At 53.4% G+C, this 26,468-nt stretch carries 24 protein-coding genes, 1 tRNA gene and 2 pseudogenes; 11 read left to right on the top strand and 16 right to left on the bottom strand.

The window, feature by feature from the left end; translation table 11 throughout:
- Positions 1–73: 73 nt before the first annotated feature.
- A complete protein-coding gene (locus AP059_RS12460; RefSeq protein ID WP_059763351.1) occupies positions 74–490 on the bottom strand; it encodes an Ivy family c-type lysozyme inhibitor in 417 nt (138 codons plus the stop codon).
- A gap of 63 nt (positions 491–553) precedes the next feature.
- A complete protein-coding gene (locus AP059_RS12455; RefSeq protein WP_059763352.1) occupies positions 554–874 on the bottom strand; it encodes a YbjQ family protein in 321 nt (106 codons plus the stop codon).
- 286 nt (positions 875–1,160) lie between these two features.
- Here AP059_RS12455 and ppnN point away from each other — a divergent pair, with 286 nt between their 5' ends.
- Positions 1,161–2,534, top strand: a complete 1,374-nt coding sequence (gene ppnN, locus AP059_RS12450) for a nucleotide 5'-monophosphate nucleosidase PpnN (protein WP_048365044.1) — start codon at positions 1,161–1,163, stop codon at positions 2,532–2,534.
- Positions 2,535–2,607: 73 nt separating this feature from the next.
- Here ppnN and AP059_RS12445 read toward each other — a convergent pair whose 3' ends face one another.
- Together AP059_RS12445 and AP059_RS12440 are read right to left on the bottom strand one after the other, a co-directional pair.
- Complete coding sequence (locus tag AP059_RS12445; RefSeq protein ID WP_059763353.1) at positions 2,608–3,141, bottom strand: DUF3087 family protein; 534 nt, start codon at positions 3,139–3,141, stop codon at positions 2,608–2,610.
- Positions 3,142–3,274: 133 nt separating this feature from the next.
- Positions 3,275–3,958 carry a glycoside hydrolase family 19 protein gene (locus AP059_RS12440; protein WP_059763354.1) on the bottom strand — a complete coding sequence of 228 codons (684 nt, stop codon included), beginning with the start codon at positions 3,956–3,958 and terminating at the stop codon, positions 3,275–3,277.
- A gap of 236 nt (positions 3,959–4,194) precedes the next feature.
- Here AP059_RS12440 and AP059_RS12435 point away from each other — a divergent pair, with 236 nt between their 5' ends.
- Positions 4,195–4,647, top strand: a complete 453-nt coding sequence (locus AP059_RS12435; RefSeq protein ID WP_059763355.1) for a hypothetical protein — start codon at positions 4,195–4,197, stop codon at positions 4,645–4,647.
- A 12-nt stretch (positions 4,648–4,659) separates the two neighbouring features.
- On the opposite strand, the gene AP059_RS12430 is transcribed toward AP059_RS12435, so the two are convergent.
- Positions 4,660–5,130, bottom strand: a complete 471-nt coding sequence (locus AP059_RS12430) for an Lrp/AsnC family transcriptional regulator (RefSeq protein WP_059763356.1) — start codon at positions 5,128–5,130, stop codon at positions 4,660–4,662.
- A gap of 124 nt (positions 5,131–5,254) precedes the next feature.
- On the opposite strand from AP059_RS12430, the gene AP059_RS12425 reads away from it, so the two are divergent.
- Complete coding sequence (locus tag AP059_RS12425; RefSeq protein WP_059763357.1) at positions 5,255–6,454, top strand: methionine gamma-lyase; 1,200 nt, start codon at positions 5,255–5,257, stop codon at positions 6,452–6,454.
- Positions 6,455–6,785: 331 nt separating this feature from the next.
- Here the strand turns inward: AP059_RS12425 and AP059_RS12420 are convergent, their stop codons facing one another.
- Positions 6,786–7,712 carry a LysR family transcriptional regulator gene (locus AP059_RS12420; RefSeq protein ID WP_059763358.1) on the bottom strand — a complete coding sequence of 309 codons (927 nt, stop codon included), beginning with the start codon at positions 7,710–7,712 and terminating at the stop codon, positions 6,786–6,788.
- A gap of 309 nt (positions 7,713–8,021) precedes the next feature.
- Between AP059_RS12420 and AP059_RS12415 the strand changes: the two genes are divergently transcribed.
- From AP059_RS12415 to pcp, 3 genes are read left to right on the top strand one after another with little or no spacing between them, the layout of a single operon-like run.
- Positions 8,022–8,753, top strand: a complete 732-nt coding sequence (locus AP059_RS12415; protein WP_048365051.1) for a DUF969 domain-containing protein — start codon at positions 8,022–8,024, stop codon at positions 8,751–8,753.
- The gene (locus tag AP059_RS12410; RefSeq protein WP_059763359.1) at positions 8,750–9,700 is read left to right on the top strand and encodes a DUF979 domain-containing protein; all 951 of its coding nucleotides are present in this window, start codon (positions 8,750–8,752) and stop codon (positions 9,698–9,700) included. Before AP059_RS12415 ends, AP059_RS12410 begins: the two co-directional genes overlap by 4 nt.
- A gap of 7 nt (positions 9,701–9,707) precedes the next feature.
- Positions 9,708–10,355, top strand: a complete 648-nt coding sequence (gene pcp, locus AP059_RS12405) for a pyroglutamyl-peptidase I (protein WP_059763360.1) — start codon at positions 9,708–9,710, stop codon at positions 10,353–10,355.
- A 34-nt stretch (positions 10,356–10,389) separates the two neighbouring features.
- Here the strand turns inward: pcp and AP059_RS12400 are convergent, their stop codons facing one another.
- Positions 10,390–11,475 carry a linear amide C-N hydrolase gene (locus AP059_RS12400; protein ID WP_059763361.1) on the bottom strand — a complete coding sequence of 362 codons (1,086 nt, stop codon included), beginning with the start codon at positions 11,473–11,475 and terminating at the stop codon, positions 10,390–10,392.
- Between the two features lie 450 nt (positions 11,476–11,925).
- Between AP059_RS12400 and AP059_RS12395 the strand changes: the two genes are divergently transcribed.
- On the top strand, positions 11,926–12,852 hold the full coding sequence (locus AP059_RS12395; protein WP_059763362.1) for a hypothetical protein: 927 nt from the start codon (positions 11,926–11,928) through the stop codon (positions 12,850–12,852).
- Between the two features lie 128 nt (positions 12,853–12,980).
- Here the strand turns inward: AP059_RS12395 and AP059_RS12390 are convergent, their stop codons facing one another.
- From AP059_RS12390 to AP059_RS22730, 7 genes and pseudogenes are all read right to left on the bottom strand, one after another.
- Positions 12,981–13,379, bottom strand: a complete 399-nt coding sequence (locus tag AP059_RS12390; RefSeq protein WP_059763363.1) for a hypothetical protein — start codon at positions 13,377–13,379, stop codon at positions 12,981–12,983.
- Positions 13,380–13,384: 5 nt separating this feature from the next.
- The gene (gene zorD / locus AP059_RS12385; protein ID WP_059763364.1) at positions 13,385–16,633 is read right to left on the bottom strand and encodes a type I Zorya anti-phage system protein ZorD; all 3,249 of its coding nucleotides are present in this window, start codon (positions 16,631–16,633) and stop codon (positions 13,385–13,387) included.
- Entirely contained in the window at positions 16,633–18,288 is a 1,656-nt protein-coding gene (gene zorC, locus AP059_RS12380; RefSeq protein WP_059763365.1) for a type I Zorya anti-phage system protein ZorC, read from the bottom strand. Before zorC ends, zorD begins: the two co-directional genes overlap by 1 nt.
- Positions 18,285–19,028 carry a type I Zorya anti-phage system protein ZorB1 gene (gene zorB1 / locus AP059_RS12375; RefSeq protein ID WP_059763366.1) on the bottom strand — a complete coding sequence of 248 codons (744 nt, stop codon included), beginning with the start codon at positions 19,026–19,028 and terminating at the stop codon, positions 18,285–18,287. Before zorB1 ends, zorC begins: the two co-directional genes overlap by 4 nt.
- Before the next feature lie 12 nt (positions 19,029–19,040).
- Positions 19,041–21,233, bottom strand: coding sequence for a type I Zorya anti-phage system protein ZorA1 (zorA1, locus tag AP059_RS12370; protein WP_059763367.1), 2,193 nt, complete (start codon positions 21,231–21,233; stop codon positions 19,041–19,043).
- Positions 21,234–21,681: 448 nt separating this feature from the next.
- Positions 21,682–22,042 (bottom strand): annotated as a pseudogene (locus AP059_RS22735) (DNA adenine methylase); the annotation flags it as partial.
- Between the two features lie 109 nt (positions 22,043–22,151).
- Positions 22,152–22,292, bottom strand: a pseudogene (locus tag AP059_RS22730) (lysis protein); the annotation flags it as partial.
- A gap of 11 nt (positions 22,293–22,303) precedes the next feature.
- Between AP059_RS22730 and AP059_RS12360 the strand changes: the two are divergent.
- Together AP059_RS12360 and AP059_RS12355 are read left to right on the top strand one after the other, a co-directional pair.
- On the top strand, positions 22,304–22,537 hold the full coding sequence (locus AP059_RS12360) for a hypothetical protein (RefSeq protein ID WP_059763368.1): 234 nt from the start codon (positions 22,304–22,306) through the stop codon (positions 22,535–22,537).
- On the top strand, positions 22,537–23,673 hold the full coding sequence (locus tag AP059_RS12355) for a tyrosine-type recombinase/integrase (RefSeq protein WP_059763369.1): 1,137 nt from the start codon (positions 22,537–22,539) through the stop codon (positions 23,671–23,673). The genes AP059_RS12360 and AP059_RS12355 overlap by 1 nt, the downstream gene beginning before the upstream one ends.
- 98 nt (positions 23,674–23,771) lie before the next feature.
- Here the strand turns inward: AP059_RS12355 and AP059_RS12350 are convergent.
- A tRNA-Val gene (locus tag AP059_RS12350) sits at positions 23,772–23,848 on the bottom strand.
- Between the two features lie 184 nt (positions 23,849–24,032).
- Here AP059_RS12350 and AP059_RS12345 point away from each other — a divergent pair.
- Entirely contained in the window at positions 24,033–25,316 is a 1,284-nt protein-coding gene (locus tag AP059_RS12345) for an NAD(P)/FAD-dependent oxidoreductase (protein WP_059763370.1), read from the top strand.
- A gap of 49 nt (positions 25,317–25,365) precedes the next feature.
- On the opposite strand, the gene AP059_RS12340 is transcribed toward AP059_RS12345, so the two are convergent.
- Positions 25,366–26,043: a hypothetical protein gene (locus tag AP059_RS12340; RefSeq protein ID WP_059763371.1), complete on the bottom strand. Its 678-nt coding sequence runs from the start codon at positions 26,041–26,043 to the stop codon at positions 25,366–25,368.
- A gap of 221 nt (positions 26,044–26,264) precedes the next feature.
- Here AP059_RS12340 and AP059_RS22475 point away from each other — a divergent pair, with 221 nt between their 5' ends.
- Complete coding sequence (locus tag AP059_RS22475) at positions 26,265–26,432, top strand: hypothetical protein (RefSeq protein ID WP_165599932.1); 168 nt, start codon at positions 26,265–26,267, stop codon at positions 26,430–26,432.
- Positions 26,433–26,468: the final 36 nt, after the last annotated feature.

The raw sequence follows: 26,468 nt of genomic DNA, 5'->3' as shown, positions 1-26,468 counted from the left end.
CCTGCCCTGTAAGGGCTTGCAGAGCACACAACAGTCGACCGCCTCCAGGGCGGTCGAGCTTTTTAGCAACACCTCAATCCGTTGGATTGTTGTCTGCAAAAGATTTTTTCAGCAGCTTTTTGATCGTTTCATCCGGCATGCCAAGGTATTGCTGGTCAAACTCCTCGGCATTCTCTGCGCGAACTGACAATAGCCCCCACGCGTGTTTTGCATCAGGGCTGAACACCACATTGAGTTGGTTGTCTGCGCAGTCATGAGGTTTGCACATCTGGCCAACCGTGTAGGTTTTACCGTCCACCACCACCTTTTCAACCGGTGCCGCCGTACCCTGCCCCGTGCTCACCCAATCGGGATAAGCCAACATGGCTGCATAGGCTTTTTTGTACGGCGCCTGGGTCGTCAAGTCCGGCAACCGGTTTTCAGCAGACACGCCAACCGCGAAACCCGCCAGCGCCAAACCCAATACCACGCGGCTTAATAATTGACTCATCGAGAACGCTCCTTTTGATAAAAAACACCACTTCTTGATGATTGCGATCAGCTCAGTCGAGCCTCAGTTCAATCGCACGGCAGTACCCGTTGCAAATACCACCAACATGCCACCACGCCCTGACGGCATGCTGATTTCAAAATTCACCCCAACGACGGCATCCGCGCGCAACGCACCCGCCCGCTCACGAATTTCAGCCGTCACCTCGGCGCGTGCCTCTTTAAGCGCGCGCTCCAGCGTTTGCGAGCGCCCACCAAAAAAGTCGCGCATGCCGGTGAAAAAATCCCGCACAAAATTAATGCCGTGAACCGACTCGGCACTGACCACACCCAGATATTCAGTAATCTGGCGACCTTCAATACGGTTGGTCGTGGTAATAATCATTAAAACTTCCTTATGACACTCGAGGTCAAACACCTGCCCTCACTGAGCGGCAGGTTACCTCAGACACAGCCGCGGCGATTGAGTTCACCTGTGTCCAATTGCACCGCTCTGCTCTTGTGAGTCTGCGGTGTTACTGTAGTGCCCGGCCGGTGATTAGCGACCTTAAAGTCAGGATCTCCACCCATCGCCGCAAGAATTCGAACCTCTTGCACTTAAGATGCACCCGGCTGATATGAATGTTCGCGCTGCATCAGGCAATTTTTCGACCCGCTCAAGGAAGTCATCCATGGTCCAAAGACACGTCATCAATGCTTCGGTCAGCCCCAAAGGCAGCCTGGAGACTTTATCGCAACGTGAAGTGCAACAACTGAGTGAAGTCGGCTCAGGCAGCAGTTACACACTGTTCCGTCAATGCGTGCTGGCCATCCTCAATACCGGGGCCCACGTCGACAATGCCAAAACCATCCTTGAGGCCTACAAAGACTTCGACGTACGCATCCATCAACAAGACCGGGGGGTACGTCTTGAGTTGCTCAATGCGCCCGCCGATGCGTTTGTTGATGGTGAAATGATCGCCAGCACACGTGAAATGCTGTTCAGCGCCTTGCGCGACATTGTTTACACCCAAAGTGGGCTGGACAGCCCGCGCATGGACCTGAGCCACTCAGCCGGTATCACCGACTACGTGTTCCACCTGCTGCGCAATGCGCGCACCTTGCGCCCAGGGGTCGAGCCCAAAATCGTGGTGTGCTGGGGTGGCCACTCGATCAACACCGAAGAGTACAAGTACACCAAAAAGGTCGGACACGAGCTGGGGTTACGCCTTCTCGACATCTGCACCGGTTGCGGGCCAGGCGTCATGAAGGGGCCGATGAAAGGCGCAACGATTTCCCACGCCAAGCAACGCTTAACTGGCGGGCGCTACTTGGGGCTGACCGAGCCTGGCATCATTGCCGCTGAAGCCCCCAACCCTATCGTCAACGAGCTGGTGATTTTGCCTGACATCGAAAAACGCCTTGAAGCGTTTGTACGGGTCGGCCACGGCATCATCATTTTTCCTGGCGGCGCAGGTACGGCCGAAGAGTTTCTGTATTTGCTCGGAATCTTGATGCACCCGGACAACCGCGACATACCGTTCCCGGTGATTTTGACCGGCCCTAAAGAAGCCGAGCCGTACCTGCAACAACTGCATGAATTTGTCGGCGCTACGCTGGGTGCAACCGCACAGACGCACTACCAGATCATCATCGACAATCCGGCCGAAGTGGCCCGCCATATGACCACAGGGCTCAAGGCCGTCAAACAGTTCCGTCGCGAACGCAATGACGCCTTCCACTTCAATTGGCTGTTGAAAATTGACGAAGGTTTTCAGCGCCCGTTCGATCCCACGCACGCCAACATGGCCAGCCTGCAATTGCGCCGCGACTTGCCACCCCACGAACTGGCGATTAATTTGCGTCAGGCGTTCTCCGGGATTGTGGCCGGTAACGTAAAAGAAAAAGGCATTCATCTGATCGAGCAGCACGGTCCCTACGAGATCCATGGCGACGCCGCCGTGATGAAACCGCTGGATAAACTGCTACAAGCGTTTGTCGAACAACACCGCATGAAGCTGCCAGGCGGCGCAGCGTATGTGCCGTGTTATCGGGTGGTGAGCTAACCCTCAGCCCCTGCGGGCTTGCCAGGTAAGGGGCGCATTACAGCGCCTCCACTGCCTGGCTGGCCATTCACACTCACTTCATGGGGGTGAACTTTTTTACCGCCTCAATCCAGGCAGGGTCCAGACGAGTCTGTTCGGTTTCAATGCCCAACGCTTGCAACCGCGTTTTATGCAAATCGATCTCCTTTACCATCTGGCTCAACGCACTGGAATTAGCGTCCAGTTGGTACATTTGGGTAATTCCCAAGTGATAAAACCGCAACAGCTTCAGGGCGCTGACATCCCCAGCCATTACGCCGGCCGTCACGTAATGCATGACATTGGTTACCCGCATCAAGCTGCGCTTGAGCTGCCAGCCGTACACCGCCTGCGCCATCCACGGCTGTGACCAAAACACATAGCGCACCAGCACGATGGTCACGATCAATGCCGCAATCACGCCCGCCAGGTTCAAGCGAAAATTATCCCCTCCAGGCTCACCCGCCACCATCACCGCCACTCCGGACACCAACAGCGCCAGCAACGCAAAAATCAGCGCGATATACAGCGTACTGCGTCGGGTTTGCTGACGATAAACGTCCGGGTTCATCGGTTTTATTTCAAACATCACGGCTATATGGCTCCTGCAAAGTGAGTGGGATGCCCGGCATTATGGCCTGATAAAGGCACTTTGCCTTCAACCTCTCGCACGTATCCGCGCCAGTGCCTCAATTTGCTCCGTCTTGGCCCGATAACGCCTGCTAAACAGTGCCTAACAAGCCTAGCGCCTGCTGATACAACGCGACGCGCTGCGCGTGACCATTGAGCCCACCATTAACCGCTTTGGTCACCTGCTCGAAATCATCACCGTCTGCCAGAACGTTTATATTGCGCGAATGCCAATACCACCCCGCCGACTCAACGGCCCAGCGCCATTGCTCCAATAAGTGTGGCGTTGCGATGAGTCGCTCATCGCAAAACAAACCCAGGCTGCACTGTCGATAATTGAGTTTGCCGGTCATTTGAATCAGCCCCCTGCCGCGATACAGCCAGCCCTCTCCTGAGTCTTCGGTGCCATTACCCAGGCGGTCGCTGTAGACCCTGTTGGCAATGGCTTCAGGTCTGCGGTGCAGCTTTTGCGCTTCACTGTTGGGGACTCGACGTGCACGACCACCCTCCATGACAGTGATGTACTGACCGGCTGAATTCTTTTCAGCGAATCGCGAGCCCCATGTAGCGGCGAGACCTGCCGCACTGTAGTTCAGACTCTCTAAAAGCAGTGTGAAACCGGCACTTTCATGACCCACCTGCGCTAGAAAAGCCGCTAAACGACGAGGAGTATCGATCAAGCGCTGAGCCGTCACCTCTTGTACAGCGGGGAAATAATCATCTATGAACGGCCTACTTTTCGGGAACAACTGCAACATGACTTCACGGGTCAACATAAGACCACCTCTTAATTATTTAAATTAAAAGTGAAGCACTCTATGTCTTTTAGCAGGCGCACATAAACCCTTATTAGACATCCCCTACTTACTTCTTGGACATTACTGACAATCGCCCCTAACGCCCCTGGACTAAGTTCCTTCCAGACGCATACAAACTTAAGCCTTAACATGCCTCGCGCGCCCACTCAGCGTGGGTAAATTGAACGCTGCCATCCCCAAGAAGGAACTTGATAATGGCCAATCCACAGCTTGATACGATGTATATCGACATGCGCTTCATTAATACGTCAGGCCAGTCCCTTGACTTTATTTCAGCTACACACAATGCGTTTGCAGGTTCATTTCCACCCAGGCTGAGTGACAGTGATCTTGAAGTTCGCGTAGATGCCGTCCAATTCCAGGCAGCCCCGCACTTGCGAGGCGACATATTAATCGACTATGACGTCAAGAAATCAATTTTCGAAGCGCGCTTTTCTTACGCGCTGAATGAACACATCATCCATTTCGAAACGTGCTTTTCTTACGCCTATGAAAAACGGCTGTACTACCAATCACCCAAAATAAATTATTACTGGGACCACAGCATTAAATGCACCCCTTCATCGAACAGGCGATGCAGTTCAAGCATCACCCGGCGCACCCCGAACTACCCATACAGTTACAAGGTCGACTTCTTGATCGAGTAAATGGCGCTGGCCTCAGCGGGCAACAGGTATTACACGCTGGGGCTTTACAGACTTGAATGAAAAGCTCGAATAAATCTCTTTGACTGCGGGTAATGCCTGCAACACTTCCCGAGTAAACTCCCCGAATGACTCAAGGTCCTTGGCCACTACTTCCAATAAAAAATCATAACGGCCCGAGACGTTGTGACACGCAATAATTTCAGGAATATCCAGTAAGCACTGTTCAAAATGTCTGGCCATGTCCTGCGAATGCGAAGCCATCATCACACTGACAAACGCCGTGACACCGTAGCCCAATTGCTTGGGTGAAAGAATCGCTTGATAACCCGTAATCAGGCCTTGCTCTTCAAGATGCTTCACGCGTCTCCAGCAAGGTGATGTCGTCAGTGAAACCCTCTCTGCCAGCTCCGCCACGGTTAAGCGTGCATTACTTTGCAGGGCGGCGAGTAAGGCCTTGTCGGTTCTATCCAGGGCGCTGGGCATGCTTTGCCTCTAAACATCATCGTGGCTGGCTTTTGTTCCAAGAATGCTCAAATCGTTACGTCAATTTGGAATTTATACCGTTGAATTTGAGCATAGCATTGTAGGAAATATCGGAGAGTCCAGCATGAACGACAAAAAAAATGAGTTCGGCTTTTCTACAAGAGCGATCCATCACGGTTACAACGCGCTTGAGAATAACGGTGCCCTGATACCTCCCATTTATCTCACTTCCACGTTCGCCTTTGCGTCCACCGAATATGGTGCTGCCTGTTTTGCCGGGCAAGAAAGCGGGCATTTTTATACGCGCATCTCCAACCCTACGCTGGCCTTGCTCGAATCGCGGTTGGCCACACTTGAAAATGGCGAGGCAGGCGTAGCGTTCAGCTCAGGCATGGGCGCTATTGCCACTACGTTCTGGACATTACTGAGGCCCGGTGACGAACTGATCGTGAGCCGAACACTCTATGGCTGCACATTTGCCCTGTTGCATCACGGCATTGGTGAGTTCGGGATCAACGTCAAACACGTCGACATGGCAAACCTGGCAGAACTTGAAGCTGCAATCACCTCGTCAACCCGCATGATCTATTTTGAAACACCCGCCAATCCGAATATGCAGCTGGTGGATATCACTGCGGTATCAAGCCTTGCACACAGCCATCCCGACATCACCGTCGTCATCGACAATACATACTGCACGCCGTACTTGCAGCGCCCACTGGAAATGGGGGCCGATATCGTCGTGCACTCGGCCACCAAATACCTGAGTGGGCACAGCGACATCACCGCCGGCATTGTCGTCGCACGCCAAGAGCTGGCTAATCGTATTCGTCTGCAAGGGTTAAAGGACCTGACCGGTGCGGTGCTGTCACCCCACGATGCTTATCTACTGATGCGCGGACTCAAGACCCTGGCATTGCGCATGGATCGCCATTGCAGCAGTGCTCAACTGATTGCGCAGTATCTGGAAAACCACCCGGCTGTCGAGTCAGTGTTTTACCCCGGTCTACCTTCATTCGCGCAAAATGCATTGGCCTCGCGCCAAATGAAAAAACCCGGCGGGATGATTGCTATCGAACTCAAGGGAGGGTTAGAGGCTGGCCGCCGCTTCATGAATGCGCTACAGCTGATCAGCCGCGCTGTCAGCTTGGGTGGTGCCGAATCGCTGGCGCAGCACCCCGCGAGCATGACGCATTCGGCTTACACGCAAGAAGAACGCGCCCGGCACGACATTTCTGAAGGCTTGGTGCGATTGGCAATCGGTCTGGAGGATGTTGAGGACTTACTGGCCGATATTGATCAGGCCATGGAGCGTTGTACATAAAGCGGCTCAGGTCTTAAAACAGAAAAGGCCGCTGTATAAACAGCTGGCCTGTTGCCTTCTGGTCATCAACCCGGGGGAATGGTCGCGAGAATACCGATACCAATGGTTAACACCAGAAAACCGCCCAAAAACCAACCCATCTTAGCCATATCAGTGCCTACCGTAAGTGTGTCGTAAACCAGAAACCGAGCCAGAACTGACGACCTGCCTGCATCGTTCAAGGTCCAAAGCTCATTTGACCTATCAGGACTGGGTGTAATTTTCTGCCGATTGTGAGCTGCAATACAGGCGCAGGTAAGCCATAAAAATACGGATCAGATGGATCTCTGTACTACCCGGGCGCGTCTGGGAGCACAAAATGGCCCGGTGAGGCCGTACGTTGATACTCCGCCACCACGCTTCTGGCCAAGTTCACCACTGCCTCGTTTAACTCCAGGCCAGCCCCCGCGCGCCAACTGACATACACCGCAAAGCCGGGCGCCGGCTTTATCGGTAACGCGATCATAGCTGCGCTTTGCAGTTCCCGACTCACCAGCACAGGGGGCAACACGCCTATCCCGAAGCCATCGGCAACCAGCTTGATGATGGCAGCCACCGAGTTGATGCAACTGATACGTGGTGTCGAGATGCCCTGCTGATGCAAATAATTGAGCACATCCTGATGCGGCCGTGACAGCCGGGAAAAAGTCAACAACCGCTCTTGGCACAGATCTTCCAACCCATCATAAGGACGGTCCAACGCAGCGCCCTTTGCCACTACCCAGCTCAAGGGGTAGCTGGCAAGTTGCACATTACGCACGCCATCAGCGCGTAATAAGTCTGTCTGGAAAATCAGATCCAACTGTCCTTTGAGCAGTTGCTCACTCAAATTCAGAGCCGTATCAGCGGTTAACTCCACTTCAACGAGCGGATAGTCCTGGCTCAGAGCATTGATCAGTTCACTCAACCAACTGTGAATTACCGTGTCCATCACACCTATGCGTAATCGCCCCGAGTACGTATCCGCTTTACCCAATGACTGAAGCAGGCGCTGTTGGGTCGCGAGCATTTCTTCGGCATAACCCAGCACGTTATGTCCCTCGCGGGTCAGGCTTACGCCCCGCGAATCACGCTGGAACAACTGCACCCCCAGTTCGCTTTCGAGCACTGATATCCGGCTGGAGATAGCCGCCTGAGTGCTTGAAAGCTTCTCCGCTGTCAGTCGAAAACTGCCTAGCCGCGCCACCCACACAAATGTCAGAAGAAATCGCATATTCATGCAGGTTTATCCGTTCACTCTAAACAAGGCTGCCACTGTAAACCCTTGTAACAAGCTCAAGCCAGCGTGAAGAAGTGAGTGTTTCAGCAAACTTTATTGTTCAGCGGTGACAACTTTTTTTGACTGGACGCCGTATTTAAAGCAACCAAAGATATCGCCCAATGACGTTCTGATGCCGAGCGTCAACAATAAAAAAAACGCTGAGTCCGGCAGCGTATCAATGTTGCGAAAGTGAGCCAGACCGCTTTCGCCTTGCTCGCGTCCAGCCTGCCCTGGCGCTGCGGCAACCAGTCAAGGGATTCACCCCCCATGCAAACCGTCGTCAATCTATGGCCCTTATTGGGCGTGCTTGTCATCGTCGTAGGCTTCGTACTGCGCTTCAATCCATTATTAGTCGTAAGCTTGGCGGCGATAGTGACCGGCCTGGCTGCAAACTTCCCACTTGAAAAAATCATCTCCCTGATGGGCGAAGGGTTTCTTGAGACCCGCGCCCTGCAATTGATTCTGCTACTCCCCCTGGCTGTGATTGGCTTGCTGGAGCGTCATGGACTGCGCTTGCACGCACAAAACTGGATCGCCAAATTTCAACGGGCCACCGTTGGCCGCTTGCTGATCATGTACCTGTTCGTACGCGAGACGACTGCAGCCGTGGGCCTCACCAGCCTGGGCGGCCACCCGCAAATGGTGCGCCCGCTGTTGGCGCCTATGGCAGAAGGCGCTGCAGAAAACACATTCGGCAAACTGCCAGAAGCGTTACGCCATAAAGTGCTGGCGATGTGTGCTGCCACCGATAACGTGGGTCTGTTCTTTGGCGAAGATGTATTTGTAGCGTTCGGCGCAATTGCGTTGATGCACACCTTCCTACTGGGTGCAGGGCTGGACGTAGAACCCTTGCACATCGCCTTCTGGGGAATCCCCACTGCCATTTGCGCGTTTATCGTGCATGCCCTGCGCCTTTATCGCTTCGATTTAATGCTCACACGCAAGATGACTGACCTCCAAACGCACCCCGCGCCTATGTCGCAGGAGGCCGTGCAATGATTATTTCCATTGAGTATTTCTACTGGCTGGCAGGCGTACTGCTGTTGATTACTGCTGGCATGATTGCCTCTGACCGAACCCACCCAAAACGCTGGACCAGCAGTCTTTTTTGGTTGCTATTTAGCATCGTTTTTTTGATGGGTGATCGCTTGCCGCCGTTTGTGATCGGGGTTGGCGTACTGGTCATGGCGGTCATCGCGGGCATTGGCGGCGTAGGTCGCGGCACCCATACTGAACTGCACGTCAAGGCAGCCCGGGCGAGTGCAGGCCGCTTAGGCCACAAATTGTTCATCCCGGCATTGTCGATTCCATTGGTCACCGTAATCGGCTCAGTACTGCTCAAAAACATACAAATTGCGGGCGTTCCGCTGCTGGACCCAAAAAATACGACGTTCGTTTCCTTGGGCCTCGGCTGCATCGTCGCGCTGATTCTGGCTTGCCTCCTGACCCGCGATACGCCCCTGCAAAGCCTGCGCGAATCCCGTCGTCTGACCGAAGCGCTCGGCTGGACCATGGTGTTGCCGCAAATGTTGGCCATGCTGGGTCTGTTATTTAACGACGCGGGTGTGGGGACGGCCGTCGCACACGTCGCAACTTCCTACATCAATATGGATTACCGTCTGATTGCTGTGATGGTGTATGTCCTGGGCATGGCGCTGTTCACTGTCATCATGGGTAATGGTTTTGCAGCATTCCCCGTGATGACCGGCGGCGTCGGCGTACCGGTATTAGTCGGCATCTACGATGCCAACCCCGCTGTCATGGCTGCGATCGGTATGTTCTCCGGCTACTGCGGCACACTGATGACGCCAATGGCGGCCAACTTCAATGTCGTGCCGGTGGCCCTGCTTGAACTGCCGGACAAATACGCCGTGATCAAGGCGCAAATGCCTACAGCTTTGCTGATGCTGGTGGTTAATATCGTCCTGCTTTATCTGCTGATGTGAGGCGTCTATGCGTACCGTGCTGCTGACAGGTTTTGAACCGTTCGATCAAGACACCCTCAATCCATCCTGGGAAGCCGTACGCCTGCTGGATGAGACGCTGATAAACGACGACGTCCGTATTGTTGCCCGCCAGTTGCCCTGCGTGTTTTCGCAGGCCCCTGCACACTTGCACGCATTGATTGAGAGGTTTACTCCGCAAATGGTCATTGCCGTGGGTCTGGGGCCGGGCCGCTCTGATATTGCTCTGGAGCGGGTGGCCATTAACCTGATCGACGCCAGAATCCCCGACAACCAGGGTGAGCAGCCAATCGATGTCCCCGTCGCGGCTGAAGGTCCCACAGCCTACTTCAGCACACTGCCGATCAAAGCGATGGTCGCTGCACTCAGGGCAGCCGGCATTCCAGCCACGGTTTCGCATACAGCCGGTACATTCGTCTGCAATCAGGTGTTTTACAGCCTGCAACATACGCTGGCAGGTTCAACGGTGCGAAGTGGTTTCATGCATGTCCCGCTGCTCACTGAACAAGTAGCCTTGGCGGCATCAGCGCAACCTTCAATGAGCCAGGAAACCTTGGTAAAGGGCCTGCGCGTGGCGGTATCGGCCGCACTGAATACTCTGCACGATGTGCGAGAAACAGGCGGCCAACTGTGCTGACTGAAAGCCCACGCGGATAGCAGACCAAGACTCATCAACGAATCAAGGCAACCCGTCGTGATTCTTCGCCTGAAAATATGAAAGGCGCCGCCGGCTCAAAGTGGCTGGACACTTCACCGGAATAAACCGTGCTCTGATTAGGCCCAAGATCAAGCTTTTTCACTTTGCCTGTTGCCTGGCTCAAATCCAGCTTTTTAAGGTCTACCCAGAATGTATTCGGCGTGATAGCAGACTCAAAAAAATACAGGCTCTGCTTATGGTCAATGACAGACCGCCAGCGTGTGGACGAAATGTTGGGCTCGCCGGGCGTTGTCAGGCCATAGGGTACCGATACGTTGCGTATCACGCTAAATACACTGGCCAGTGATAATTGCGGGGTTTGGGATTTAGGCACGGCATTGACATAAAAAGAGGCACGCGCGAAACGATCAGGCGAGCGATTCGTGCCAGGGAGCATTTCTGTCCCATTAATCCCCTGCCAATAAGCATTCATCTCCAATTGTTTTTCAAACGCAGGCGAGTTGGTCATGACCTGATAAGCACGGTCATGGTGGATCACTTGCTTACCCTCTATGTATTCGATAATCGCACTGTCGCCTGAGGCATCAGACATTGAAAGATGCAAGGTTGCCAAACGCTCCTCGTTAGGCACATTGATAGGCATCACATTGAAGGGTTCACTTTTGAGTGCCGTTACCGCTTCTGCAACCGTTTTGAAATTATCCAACACGTATTGAGCCCACGCAGAGACACTTAGCCTGGCTTTACTCTTATCGAAAGCGGGATATTGCGATTCGACCAACCATAACAGGTTGGCCGACAGACCCGCTTCATTGACCCCGTCCGTCGTAGAAATGTCATAGCCCGATGCTATAACGCTGCCGTATTTGGACGTCCATGTGACTGAGTTAGCCCCTGCTGCCCCATGACGCTGCATGCCCTTGGGGAAGACCCACAGATTTGTTTCCACATCATTTGCCCAGTCCATCGAGCGTGCGGTTATTACCTGTTGGTTGTCCCCCAGGTACACCAAACGTGTGCAAGCATGGGCAACCGGCAGTGCTGAGCAGAAACCGGCCAACATCAAAACAAGTCCTTGAGTCGTGCGCAATAGTTTCATTCCGTTGAATCCCTTAGCCATACAAATATCGATTTGTCAGCGCCACAACCGAACCCGGCTTGGCCCACACCGTGATCAAAATGCGAACTGACCCTGAATGACGACACTCTAAAAACAAGGGCGTCGCAAAAGTAATACTATTTGTTTCAATCATTAAACACATCGGTTATTTCGACCTGCGAAATAACTAAAACCTCCCCTCTCGGTTCGATTAATGCGCAAAGCGCCTCGCAAGCTACTTAGGCCTCATTATCAACCTGCGAACAAGCATGGATTCTAGCCAGCCCCCTTTAAAAATCAATACCGCCTATCGAATCTTAACTATTTCCAAAAAAAGACATATCACCTTTACAGGCTAAAAAAACGAGCTACGTTATTGTTTGCCAAGGAATGGCGTGCGGCTCGCCATGGGGCCTTGGCACTCAAACCTACTAACAAGGATGCTATGACATGGGAATGAACAACAGTGTTAAAAAGCTCTTGGAACAGAGCAAGCAGAATGAAAAACGTCTGGAAGAAATAAAAAAAGAACTTGAAGCTCAACAAGCTGAAGCCGGAAAGACTCTAAGAGAAGAGCAAAAAAACTTTTACGTAAACAACCAGAGGGAATGGAAGTTTTCAGACTATGTGTACGGTGCAAACTCTGACTTTCAAACGTCAGCCACGTGGAGCCTTGATAATCTCAACGCTATCATCCAACAGATTACCAGTGCCGTCGTAGGCATCCTGGGTCCTGTGGGTAAGCTGCCAGAAGGTGTCGAAACATCCCCTGATGTGGAAAGTATCAACAAGGAGGGTGGCATCACGGATGATATGCGCTTATTGGTTGCATCCAATTGCCTGAACCTGCTGACAGGCATCGTTAACTCGTTCGGGAAATCAAGTAAAGTACAAGTCAGCACAGCCACTAATTCGATACCGATTGGTCAAGGATTAAGAATATTTGCATCAGTGTCATGTAACGTTACCCAAGAACGAGGTTTTTTCAATAACCAGGTCATGAGCAGTTATCGTTACGGCTACGTAGTGAGCTATTCACTGGATGAATTTCTTCAGCAAGCTGAACAAACGTTGGTTGCACAGTACGAAATGACGCTCAACGCACTTAATATTGCAGCCAAGGACAACTACAACAGCTTTGCAAAAAAAGAAATCGACCTGCGCCAATACAAGGAGACGGCGGATTTCATTGAGGAAATGACAATCGAAATCATTGAAAAAATAAAAGTGCTCAATCAAAGAGAACGCGCCCTAGACAGAACGGAAAGGGTCTATGAAGATCAGATCAAGTTCCTCAAGCACTGCCTGATTGAATACGGGTTTGACGCTGAGATTTCAACACACATTACTGCGCAAATCAAAAAGCTGTCTCACTAATCTGCGGCTTAAATTACACATACCTGAAGCAGTGCTACACACAACCCTGACTGCATAGTGCAGTCAGGGTATCTAGCTTGGCGACGTTATTTAAATGCAGTTTGCAAAAAACCAATCACACATGGCGGCTAGCCTTTTTTAATCCAGTCATAAACGCGCTTCGCAAACGACAAGAAATCCCATGCCAACGCAGCACCCACCACAACCCCGGCAAGGCCTATTTTGAATGCCGTTTGCTGCCAATGAATAGATCGGTCGAAAATCAAATAGGCGAGCCTGTAAAAACTCACGTCATGAAATGATTCATAAGTGACAACAAATGCGACTAAACAGAGCGCCGAAGAAAAACAAAAAACGACAAAACCTAATCTGCTTGCAGGACTTTCAAAATTTTTAACGCTCATGCGCGGCGTATCCGTGGCGGGTAGGCGCGCATTCAACCAATCCCGGCCTGCAAAAAGCAAGCACAAGTGCGCTGCGCGCCACCAAGTAAACACCCTCCGACTGATTTCCACATAAGCCTTCATAATTTCTACTTCCTAGCCCTAAGCAACGCCTCAAACTCCGAAGCCTGAATCTCAGACGCTGCACTCAACATATCCTGAGCCAACTCTCGGCGTTTACTGAGCAATTGATCCAGCGTGGCCTCAAAGGTGGTCATTCCACTGTCCAGCACGGTCGGGTAATACACATGCACGTCTTTGGTTTGTCCGATTCGATACGCACGATCTGTGGCTTGATCTTCCTTTGCGGGGTTCCAGCACCGCGTAAAGTGGATAACATGGTTCGCCGCTTGGACATTGACACCAAAGCCAACCGCAATGGTCGACAGAATGATCACGCCAAAGCCAGGTTGCGCCTGAAACTGATCAATCAACTTCTGCCGACTCATGGCACTCTCGCTGCTCGTACTGGTATCGCCATTAATCACCGTGACACGCCAACCGAAACGCTCTTGAATGGCATGTTGCAGTTCCCGCTGAATGTCACGAAGTTCGGTAAAGACGATGACCTTGTCGTCCTGCCCGGCGGACTTGATGCTTTCCAGCGTGCGCATAAGCCACTGCATTTTTGGCGAGTGATCACGTAAACGGGCATCAGGCTGCACACTGTATGGGTGGGCACAGATCAATTTCAGCTTATGCAGCAAACCCAACATCCCTGAACTTTTCTGATCAAGTTGCTCTTCGATTTGCTGCTTGCGGCTATAGGCCGACACTTCGGATAGATACAGATCTCGTTGAAGGCCATGCATGGTCAGCGAGCGACACGCGCGGTCTTCAATTTTTGCCGGTAAGTCCTTGGCGACGTCCTGCTTGGTCCGGCGTAGTGTCTGCGGTTCTATGAGTCTGCGCAGTCGCTCAAGAGCAATCGTATCCCGTTCGAGGGCAGCTTCAATCGGACGCTGATACTCACGACCGAACTGGTTCAATCCACCCAAAAAGCCGGGCTGAATAAAGTCGAACAAACACCAGAGATCGATCAGCGAGTTTTCAACCGGCGTACCGGTACACGCAACACGAAAGCGAGCGGGGATCGCCTTAATCGCTTGCGTCACCAACGCGGCAGGATTCTTAAGTTTTTGCGCCTCATCACACACGACAATGGACCATTGTCGACGCGCCAGTGAGAACTCCTGGTCACGCAGGGTTTCGTAGGTGGTCAGCACAATTCGGGCACCACCGAGCCAGCCCGGACGCAGAAGATTTTTAATGCCCTTGGCTTTGATATCGACGGGTATTTCGTCCTTTTTAAACTTCACCGCACTCAACGCAGCGCCATACAGCTTCAGCACTGGCAACGTGTCAGCATAAAAGAACTGGCCAAGCTCGCGCTCCCAGTTATCCAGCAATGACACCGGCGCAACGATCAATACCGGTTTGTCTTGAGGATAGACTTCGAGATACCAAACCAGAAAAGTCAGCAATTGAATGGTCTTGCCCAGGCCCATGTCATCCGCCAACAAACAGCCCGAGACATCGGTGGGTGACAATTTGAACAAGTGCTGAAGCCAGGCCACTCCTTGCAACTGATGCTCCCGTAGCACCACGTGGGGCTGAAGCAATGTGGGCAATTGCGGCACAGCGTCAAGCCCTGCAAGCAATGCTTCTTGGCGCAACTGTACGTAGTTGGGCTCATCGATATTCTGACCGATTTGCAGCACCGCACGCCCGACCTTTTCCACGTCTGGTTTAGCCGTTGAAGCCGGGGCGATTTTTTGCGACCAGGCGTCAAGCAGTTGCTGTGCCGCCGGCAATGGAAGTTCAATAGTCGACTTGGGCAATAACACGGTCTGCTCGCCGTTGGCACGAGCGTCCTCCAAGCGTTGCGCGAAGTCGTCAAACTGGGCCCTGTCAGAGGGATCCCACCGGCCGAATGCTTCAGCCCCCAGTGCTAAGTCGGCAATGTCTTTAGGCAACCAGTTCTCGGTGGCCTCTTTGACCAGGAAGGGGGAGCTAATGCGCTCCGCTTCACCAATACCCGTCACTCGGTCGCCGTACTGCGATAAATCCAGCACCGAATCGAACTCGGCGCCCATGGCTTCACTTTGCCAGCGTTTGAGCAGCTCTTTGATGCCCGCTAACTGGCACAAATCAAAGTCACTCAGCTCCAACTCATAGCCCTGCCAAAATCCGGCTGGCATCCCCGCCGCGAGCTTCAATTCGAGCTCATTGACGAAAGGAGCAAACTCAAACGCCGCATGAAACGCCAATTCGATCGGGGCCTGGGGTGTGGGGGCGATTGGCTCAAGGGTCAACGTGATCTGTTGGATGCGCTGGCTTGGTTCATCGACTTGAGTGTGCAGGCTGAAGCGGTGGAAAAAGATGCCTGCTGCTACCAAGCCCTCTTCGTAGACCGTGGCGTCGAGAACCTGGCTCGCGCTTTCCCCCAAGGCACTGTAAGGATTGCGCACAAAGGACAAGGCGTCATCCCCGGCAACGCGGCGCCCCGGCAACGTATGCACATAATCAAGTACGGATTTAACCTCAGGTTTAATCAGCACATGGGTCAGCGAGCCATCGTCGTCGGTAATCCGATAGCGATCCTGTACCTGCTGCTGGCCATCGAAACTGGAAAGCCAATTGGCAGGTTGCCCCTCAAAAGAAGGCACGAGCTCGATAACCGGGGTATCGCCCACCATGGATTTACGCGGGGTCAGGCGCAAACTCTCAGGCTTGACCACCACCGTTTTATCCAGAAAACCGTCCATCCCTGCACCGGCTTTTAAAGCCAGGCTGCGAATACGCGACCAACCAATTTGGTTGGTCAATTCGCCGGGGGTTTCCTGCTGCGCCAGGTAAAGATGACGCACGGCCCCCAGCAACCGCCATGAGGTCTGGGAAAGCATTTCAGTCTGTATGCCATGTTCAATCATTGCGCCTGTGCGTTGCACAGCTACAACGGCACCCGAGACCGAATCACGCCAACCGCTGATCGAAATCTTAAAATCAGGTGAGGCCAGGCTACCTTGACTCACCAACTGAGGAGTCAACGTCGTGAGCGGGGGCAGTCCCAATAACCCTAGACTGCTATGGTGCTCGGGATCTTCAATCAAGCGATAAAGCTCATCCCAGGACAGCAACCAGCGATCACTCAGCTGGCATGCAAATTCTTCTTCCTGCAACTGATCAAGGTACAGCGCCAATGGCCATGAATCGGCCTGATCGGCCAGACTCAATGGATAACACAGGCCCTGCTCTTCGACCGAGTAAAGCACTAAAGGCAACCCAGCCGTATTACCCGCCTGACGTTTTTTCCCTGATAGAAAACGCTTGAACATCAATGTCTCCAGAACCGCAAAGGCTGATCGTTAACCTGTTTAAAACCTAACCGGTGCAAAGCAGCCATCGCGGTTGGATCTGGGCGCTCCAGTTGCACGTAAAACGCGCCGCCCTTGGCGCGCGTGTCATGCAGAGTATGGGGAATGCCTACCAAAGCAGCTTCTACCTTGCCCTCAATCGACACTGACTGCGGTGTGGCCTGCATCAGTGGTTGAGCAGGCTGCGCAGAAATATGGCCATTGAGGGTGATACCCAAAGCGCGTAACTCGTCGTCAAACTTACTGAGCCAGCCTTCTACTTTGTTGGGGTAATAAGGCACTGGCGTATGTAATAAACGCTTAGGTTTACGCCCTCGCTGCTTTAGGTCGTCATTCAAATCCAACATAAATTTATCTGGATTGAACGGGCATGTGTCCACCGGGTACACAAAGCAGGCATTGCCCGTCCCGGAAAACTCGACAAACAGGTAATTCCCAATCTGCATAACCACTGCGTTGTTATGCATCGGCGCGCCCTCAAGGCGACTCAAGCGGCCTTTGTTCTTCTCACGGAAATGAACAAAGTCTTGACTGCGATCAATCCAGGCGCCACTTCCCATGACAATGCGCGTGTAACTCATTTGATTGGCAAAACGTAGCCAGTAGAACAAGCGCGCTTGGTCAACTTCAGCATCACCTTTCAACAAGTTGAAAAAGTGCTCCAAATCTTCCTTGGCAAACCACGCCACCACCATTGCGCACACGTCGGGCTTTACATGCTGAAGCCAACGATTTTCTCTGGAGCGCATTTGCGGGCTGCCCCAGTTATCCAGAGCGGCTTGCTTCAGTATGGATGATGGTTTTTCACGGAACGACGCAAGGTAATAGCGCGATAAACAAGCACTTAAAATATCGTGCACGTATTTAGGGTGTTGGCTTCCAAGGGCAATAAAACCTGCGATGCGGTACTCAAACTCTACATCGTCCAGGTTAAATATTCTCGACAGGAGCACATTGAAAATTCGCCGCCACAGCCAGCTGCTGTCAGGGATTTGTGCGATCGTCTGCAACACCGACAAATCGTCAATTTCACCATTGAACATTTGCTCGCCCAGGCCTTCACCTGCCGTGTCAGTGAACAACTCTTCGTACTGCTGAACAATACGAATCCATTCCTTTTCACGTACCTGCCGGCCTTTTACGCTTTCCAAACCATCTTTAATATCTTGCCTGAGCGTGCACCAACTGAAATTGGCATCCGGCATCTCCGACTCATAGCCGAAGTAGCTGAAACACAGCGCCAGCCAGTCACGCCGGCTCAGTGAACGCTGGCGGATACGTTCCTGCACCTGATGGTGAACACGGTCAAACAACTGGCTCTCTTCAAGAATAGGGCCCACCCGCTCACTTTTATCGGACAGACCTGAAAAAACCAACCGCCATTCCGATGGATTGAGTTTTTGTTCGTTTCTGAACTTGTTGAGCGCTTCACGTCGTTTCAGATGCGGAGGCGGCAATGCCTGCTCGGCGCGTTCATAGCGCTGATACAACTCATGACTCGCCGCTTGCAAATGGCTGAAACGCAGCAGAGGCTCTGGGCCCCTGCCCATGCCCATGCGTTTGCCGATGAGCTGGGACTCGATGACCGCTGCCAGCTTTGCCAGTGACCCGCTCATCGCGACATCGCCAACTGACACCTTTCGGCTTCAATGTTGGTGAATACAGGCACTTCCGGCACCAGCGCCCCTTCCTTCTCCTTCAAGCCATAGAACTGCATTCTCAGTTCGACCCGCCGACTCTCTTCATTGGTGCCCTTGGCATTGTTGAATGACACACCCCCAGCCAAAAACATGGAGCGAATCTGTTGTTGGCGTTCGGCGGACAGACCAATTTGCAGCGGACTACGGCTATCGAGCAAGCTGCACATCACCCACTCGGAGCGCTGCAGGGACAGGTGTAAGTTGTACAAGTAAGAACCGACCGTGTCGGTAAACCCTTCAATCACCACTTGTTTGAACCACTTACGCCCTTCTTCACTGTCTGCCGCATCGAGGATCAAAGGCACCACTTCTTGCAGGGCGTTTTGGCCCTGTGCATTCAGCGAATATTGGTTATGCCCAAAACGCCCCGCTTCACCGAAGCTGATGCGATTGTCTTTGCAGTCCACTAGGATCGTCGTGTTTGAGTTTTTGGCGGTGAGCTGAAGACGCTCGCACAACCGTCCAATATCCTGGGTGCGTTGCTTCTCTCCTTGCTCAGCCTGCTTGATGCGTTGGGTCACCGAGCTCAAGGACGCGACCATCACCACCAAAAACAAGATCATCATCGCCGTCATCAGGTCGGCGAAGGATATCCAGAACGGCTTTTCGCCTTCATCTTTCTGACGCGTCGCCGAAGGCATCTGTTTACCAAACATGAGTAGCCTCCGTTACGACCTGATTTTTTCCATGACATCACTGAAATCTTCGATGCTTTCCTTCACCCCATCGACCCCGGCAGCGATACTCTTGACCGCTTTATCCAGTTCAAGGTCTAGGTTGCCCAGGGTCCGGCGCAGGACATCATCCATGCCATCGCCAAACTCTTTAAACCCATTGCCCAGTACACCGCTGATGTTGTCGAGGTACTCGTACACTTCACGGTTCATCGTTTGCAAACGCTCGCTCTGCGCTTTGAGATCTTGCAAATACTGGCTGCGGCCGCTGGCTTCACCGTGAGCACTGGCTACCACCCCTTCAATCACGGCCAAGATTGTGGCCAATGCTTCGCGGTTATTGCGGTAGTCCGACACAACGGCCGTAAGCTCCCGGGTTGCCTGGCCCAACTCAGTCCCTGCCGCCTGAACAGCCCCCATCAAGTTGGCTGTCGAGTCACTGGCCTTGGTTACACTGTGGCCTGCAGTTTCAAATCGCTCAGCTGCGGCGCGCATTTTCTCGGCGCCCACCTGCATGCTCTGTAAATGCTGTTCGGTTTGCGCACTCAGTGCCTTAACCGTGTCTTGCGCCGCCTGCTGCTGCTCACCCACCGTTTGCAGCAGGGCTTTGACCTGCTCATCCAGACCACCGACCAGATCCCGAGTGCCTTGATGCAAATCGGCTTGCGCCGCGCGCGTCGATTGGTCCATCTGCTGCTGGCCACGCTCAAGTTGCGAGAACACCGCCGAAAGTTGTTCGCCAAGGACATCCACCGAGCCTGCGATTTTTGACATCGTCGCTTCTTGTCCATGACCAATATTCTGCTGGATAGACTCGACAAACGCCTGAAGGTGTTCAGCCATGGCTTGTTGGCGGGCTTCACTGTCAGCAAACAGTTTTTCCATCTGCTGCGCCATACGCTGGCCCGCGCCTTCACCTTCATTGCCGATACGCGCCACGGATTCCTGCAAATGCGCCAACATCTCGCTCATGCCCGCCTGCATGGCGTTCTGGGCCAAATGCATGTCCGTCAGCAACTGCGCAATCATCGTCGAGCTGGTCTGATTAGACGAATCACTGGCCGAACGCATGTCCTGGATAAGCGTCGAGAAACCTTGTTGCATGGACTGCATGGCGGCCACCGATTGCCCCATCAAGTCGTGCAGGCCATTAAACTGCTGGCCAAAGGTGCTTTCCAGTTTGTTCATAAAAGCGACCAGCACATCTTTGAGAATGCCTTCCACCTGCCCGGTTTGGGCACCGCTGGCGGCTTGAACGGCTCCTGCGATAGTTTCTAGGGGCTGTTTGAGGCTGTTCTCAATGGCACCGCTGACTTGATCAGCCAATAACTGACCTGAATCGCGATAAGTCGTGGACAAAGTGTCAGCCAGTTTCAGGCTTTCACGCACTTGGGTGTCGACAAGGTTTTGCAGCATTTCCCGCAAGTCCGTGACCAGACTGTCTTTGAGTTGACGCGTCTGAATCGAACTCTCGGCGCTGGAACGCACCAGTTCAGCCAAATACTCTTCACCCACGCCGCTATCAAACAGGCTGTCGAGGGTCTCGGTCAGACCTTCAAGCAATGTGTAGCAACGGCCTAAACGCCACTTTTCGACCAAAGTGACCAGAATTGAAACTCCGATAGAAAATACAGAACCGACAAACGCAAAAAATACATCTTTTAGCAGCTTATCCAAGCTAGCATTTACCAATTCAGGGGTACTGGGATCAAAACTTTGCAACCCTAACATAAGTCCGAAAAAAGTCCCGACAATACCGATACCCGTCAGGATGCCGGGAAGGTGTTTATAAAACTCCGTACGCAATGGCGTATCGACAACACTCTGAGCCGAGAAAAAATGAGCCGCAGCGGCTGTCGCACGCGAGCGAACCAAGACTTGCTCACCCTCGCGAAACTCATACTGGTCGTGCAGCGTTTCAGAGTATTCATCCCAGGAATGCTCAAGCGAACTGCCTGCAAAAATTCGTTGAAGTTCAGAGCGGCGCTGACCAGGTGCAAATGCTTTGGCCTTTTTAAGGGCAACCTTAAGCTCTGCGAGACTTTTAGCCAGCCTCAGAGAGGGCCGTAAGTAGCGGAAGACAAATACCACAAGTAAAAACAGCACAACACTGACCACCAACACCGGGGCTGTCAGTTGTTCCGCACTCGCGTCCTTCAGTAGACTAAAAAATGATGAATCTTCCATTCCAGCACCTTTGAACATTTGATTTAAAAGCCTTTTCTCAAGGCAGCAATTTACCGAGAAAAGGTTTTATTTTTCTCTAGCCAAGACACAACATTTGTTAGTTAGGAACGTCTTAACGGAGCTCCAGATAGAGCGAAAACAGGCAGGATCATGTCTTTATGCCAGCACGATAGCCTCACCTGCGATCAGGGTAAAGCCATAAGTTACTTGAACCGAGTCTGACCTAACCGAACACGACTAAAGTCATACCTTGATCGCTACGCCCCCCGAAAAATGAACGCCACAGAATGATCACTAAGCGCCTCTACCTTGTGCCGACGGCTGGATATGCTTAATGCAAACTGCTACGTTACAGAATCGTCCTGCTTTTGTAGACGTATTGACTGACTGCTCTTGGCCGATAGCAGTCTTCCCTACAAACTGCTCTCGGTTCAATCTCTACACTCTGAAACAACCCTTCCAACGCCTCCTGCTTCCAATTCATGATGATCAACTCCCCCATCACCTCAGGCTTCCCATGCCGCTGACTCATGTTCGTGTAGCGAGTCTCGGTCGTCTCAAAGTGAAAGCATTCAAATATACGTTGAATATCCGGGTGGTCGTTGATTCTGACCATCACTTTGCCTTTGCAGCGATGCATGAAGGCGGCCATGCGTTCGTAGTTTCCAAACGCGAAGTCGACGCCGCACCCTGCCGTCTGCCAGCAGGGGGGGGCCATGTAATGGAAGGTGTGCGCCCGGCGGTAGCGTTCAGCGCATTCAGCCACGGCAGGTTTTCGACATAGGTCCCTGCAGGCGTTGCCAGGCCGCTCGGCTTTGTGCACGAGGCGGGAGCCTTGGCTGGGCTTGCAGGTGTGATCTGCGGGTTCGGTGGCCGGACGGGATGTTGACGCATCCTGTTTCGGCCGCTCCTTTTTTACTATGTGCTTGAGATTTCTTTGGCGTAGGCCTGACAGGCCTGCAGCGCGATCAGTCCTTGGTCGCCGTCGCTGGTGATTCCAATAATTCGTTGAGCATGCGCTGGGTCAAGTTGGGCTCTATGGGCGCCATAAACCACGCGGCAGGTGCTGCATGGCAAAAGTCATTGCCCAGATCACGGCCCGTCTCCCTCGCTTGATGGAAGCAGGCGAATACAGAAAGCTGCGCTACGCAGGCAGTAAACCAAGCTTGCAACAACTAAAGAAATGGATAGAGGAAGGTGAAGTGTTGTGTGAGGTAAAAGGCGGGATGTATTTCGTAGACCTGCAGGCCGCGATCATGGGGTCAAGTGATCCGCTGCTCGCTCAAATGCTGGAGCTTGGGTAATGGCTTCCCGGCCTCGCAGTATCAAGAACCGCAAGCTTCCCCCCAACCTCTACCCCAATGGCAAATACTGGCGGTACCGCAACCCCATCACCGGCCTGATGACCAGCATCAACCGCCCCCTTGAAGACGCGATCAAGCTGGCCAGGGCTGCAAACGCAAAGCTGGCTCCTGTAATGGCCGGTGACGGTGAGCTGCTCATGATCCTGACAGGCGATCGCCTGCCAACGATGCGCAACCTGGTAGAACGCTTTGAGGCCGAATGGCTGAAAGATCGCGGGTATGCCGCCCGCACTCTTGTAGAGATCCAGTTCAAGCTTGAGCGCTACCGGCAGGACTTGGGAGATCAACTGATCGGCCAACTCGACGTGCTTACTGTCGCTGAGTACCTAGACGGATTTAGCAACAACGCTTACACCAAGCATCGCGGTTTGTTGATCCAGATTTTTGCCTTCGCGGTGGCCAAGGGTTTGGCTGAGCGCAACGTGGCTGAGCTGACGCTGATCAAAAAAGAAGCCGAGAAGAAGCGCCAACTCCATACGCTAGCGGGCCTGATGACAATTGTGGACGCCGACACCACGCCTATGTGGCTGAAACGCGCCATCCGCTTGGCACTGGCCAGCCTGCAGCGGCGTGACGATATCGTTTCGTGGCTCAAGTCTTCGGTGGACCTTGAGAACAACACGATCAAGGTTTCGCCCGGCAAGACTCAGGGCTATGACAACCCGATTCACTTGCAGATCAAAATGGGCCAAGCCCTGCGAGAGGTTGTGAGCGAATGTTTGCGCTCCCCCGTGGCTTCGCCCTACCTGATCCATTACAGGCCCAAAGCGCGAAAGCGCGAGCAGATAGCCGCCAAGGATCACTGGACCTCTGTTACTCCGAACTATCTGAGCAACGAGTTCAGCAAAGCCCGGGACGCGGCGCATGCGTATGACCATGTCCCAGCCACTGAGCGACCCACCTTTCACGAAGTCCGCGCTTTGGGGGCCTGGCTGTACGAGCAGCAGAATTTCCCGCAGGAATACATCCAGGCGCTGATGGGCCACGCGGACGCGAAGATGACCAAACACTATCAGGAGGGACACACAGAGAAAGGTATCGAGTACCTAGAGGTGGGGGCTGATTTGGCGTTCTGAGGTGGGGGTTTTGCAAAAGTTTTGCAAAACGCAGACAACAAAAAAGGGCCCACCTTTCGGTGAGCCCTTCTAGACCGCCCAGCAGAGCGGATTTTGTTTGGTAGGCGCGATTGGACTCGAACCAACGACCCCCACCATGTCAAGGTGGTGCTCTAACCAACTGAGCTACGTGCCTGCTGTGGGGTCGCATTCTATAGATTTGCAGAGGTGTGTCAACACCTTTTTTGCAGGTAACCCTATGAATTGTCGAATTATTTATTTGAAGCGCAAAAATAGCCGGCTGTGAGCCGCTGGCGGGCAGATTTCAACTCAGGTAGCATCGGCCGCACTCGTAAAAAATATAAAACAGAGGTTGCAGAATGGCGAACACTCCTTACCCCCAGTCTTACTATGCGGCTTCAGCAAATCCGACGCCTGAGCGCCCTGCCCTGCAAGGTGAGGTTGAGACGGATGTGTGTGTGATTGGCGCCGGGTATACGGGGCTATCGAGTGCGCTATTTCTGCTTGAGCACGGTTTCAAGGTCACGGTGCTTGAGGCGGCCAAGGTGGGGTTTGGCGCTTCGGGGCGTAACGGTGGCCAGATCGTTAACAGTTACAGTCGCGATATTGATGTGATTGAACGCACGGTCGGTGCAAAGCAAGCCCAACTGTTAGGCCAAATGGCATTCGAAGGCGGCCAGATCATCCGTGACCGCGTCGCTAAATATCAAATCCAGTGCGACTTGAAAGACGGCGGCGTCTTCGCAGCAATCACCAGCAAACAAATGGGTCACCTTGAGGCGCAGAAAAGGCTCTGGGAGCGCTATGGCAACACGCAACTGGAGTTGCTGGACCAGCGCCGAATCCGTGAAGTGGTGGCCTGCGACCAATACCAGGGAGGATTGCTGGACATGAGCGGCGGCCATATTCACCCGCTCAATTTAGCGCTGGGTGAAGCGGCTGCGGTTGAGTCATTGGGCGGCACTGTTTATGAACAGTCGCCCGCCGTGCGCATCGAGCGCGGTGCCAGCCCGGTAGTGCACACGCCACAGGGCAAGGTCAGGGCCAAGTTCATCATCGTGGCGGGCAATGCGTACCTGGGCAACCTTGTTCCTGAGCTGGCGTCCAAATCAATGCCGTGCGGCACCCAAGTCATCACCACCGAACCGTTGAGTGATGAGCTGGCGAAGACGCTGTTGCCACAGGATTACTGTGTTGAGGATTGTAACTACCTGCTTGACTACTATCGTTTGTCCGGCGATAAGCGCCTGATCTTCGGCGGTGGCGTGGTCTATGGCGCACGCGATCCGGCCAATATTGAAGCGATTATTCGGCCCAAAATGCTCAAGGCTTTTCCGCAACTCAAGGACGTGAAGATTGACTACGCGTGGACCGGTAATTTTCTGCTGACGTTGTCACGCCTGCCGCAGGTGGGACGTATCGGTGACAACATCTATTACTCCCAAGGGTGCAGCGGCCACGGTGTGACGTACACCCACCTGGCGGGCAAGGTTCTGGCCGAAGCGCTACGAGGCCAGGCTGAGCGTTTTGACGCCTTTGCCGATCTGCCACACTACCCGTTTCCCGGCGGCCAACTGCTGCGCACACCACTGACAGCGTTAGGTGCCTGGTACTACAGCCTGCGAGACAAATACGGATTCTGACAAACTGCACCTTCAAACGGCGCCAGGGCGCCGTTTTGGAGGCGTTTGGCTACTTGTGCGACTCTAACGCTTGAATCGCCTTGGCACTTGCCTGCTCCTGCCCGGCGCGAGAAAGGTCATTAGCGGCTTTCAGCCAGCGGGCCCGATCGACATCGGCCGGTAATTGCCCCGGCGACACCACCAGCACCGCCCAGCCTGCGGCATCCTTCCAGGCCGACTCAAACTTATCAAAGTCCATTAACCTGCGCCGTTCCATACCTGCGCGCAATAAAACGGTCTGCTTGGTGCGGTTGTAGCCCACCAACATCGCGTAACGCGGCGTAGACCAAACAGTGCCGTCAGTGAATCGCAGCATCACCGGATAACCTGCAGCCACTTGTGTCAGCAGCGCCGAGAGCGATTTATCCAGGGGATAAACCACCAATCCATATTCGGATGCCAGTTTTTCCATATTGCTTTGCAACGCGTCTTCAGCGCCCGGCAACTTTAATGGCTTGGTCAACAGTCCGGGTGTAGTACGAATCCGTTGCTCGCTGAACATACTCGCCAGCACTTGTGGGCCACCCTGGTTGGCATTGCCACGAAAGAACGGCACCCCATTGAGTTCAACCCGCTCGGGCAAGTGGCGCAGGTCGGGCCGTTCAACACTGGCACAACCCGCCATAAGCAACACCAGAACACCCGCCCACCACACTCGTGTCAATTTCAAGCCCATCACTGCACGCATGCTCCCTCGCCTTGAATAGAGGCTGGATGTTCAATACCCAGCATGGTCGCCGATCATAGGGCGCCCGCCTGTCGAGGTATAGCCTTAACCCGCAGTTTGCCCCGCCATATAGAGCGAATCAGTCGATGACTCTCGACCTTTGGTCAATAGCTTGAAACACACCAGCGGCTAGACTGTCACTTGTTATGTGTGCATGCCCATTTAGGGCAAAGGAGGCACTGATGAGCCCGGCCTTAACCATTTTCCTACTGTTCAGCGGCTGGCTGGCCGTTGCGGCTGCCATGCTCTGGGGCGTGATGCGCATCAGTCGGCGCCATCATCCGCAAACGTTGCCCGCTCAAAAAAAACCCGCTGACACACCCAAGATCAACACCGCTAATGCTCATTAAACAAAAAAGCCGCCCCACCCCTTAAGGGAGGAACGG

This window comes from Pseudomonas sp. TAA207 (assembly GCF_001529285.1).
GTDB classification, from domain to species: Bacteria; Pseudomonadota; Gammaproteobacteria; order Pseudomonadales; family Pseudomonadaceae; genus Aquipseudomonas; species Aquipseudomonas weihenstephanensis.
Note: the sequence above shows the minus strand (reverse complement) of the source record. Positions and strands in the feature narration are given on the sequence as shown.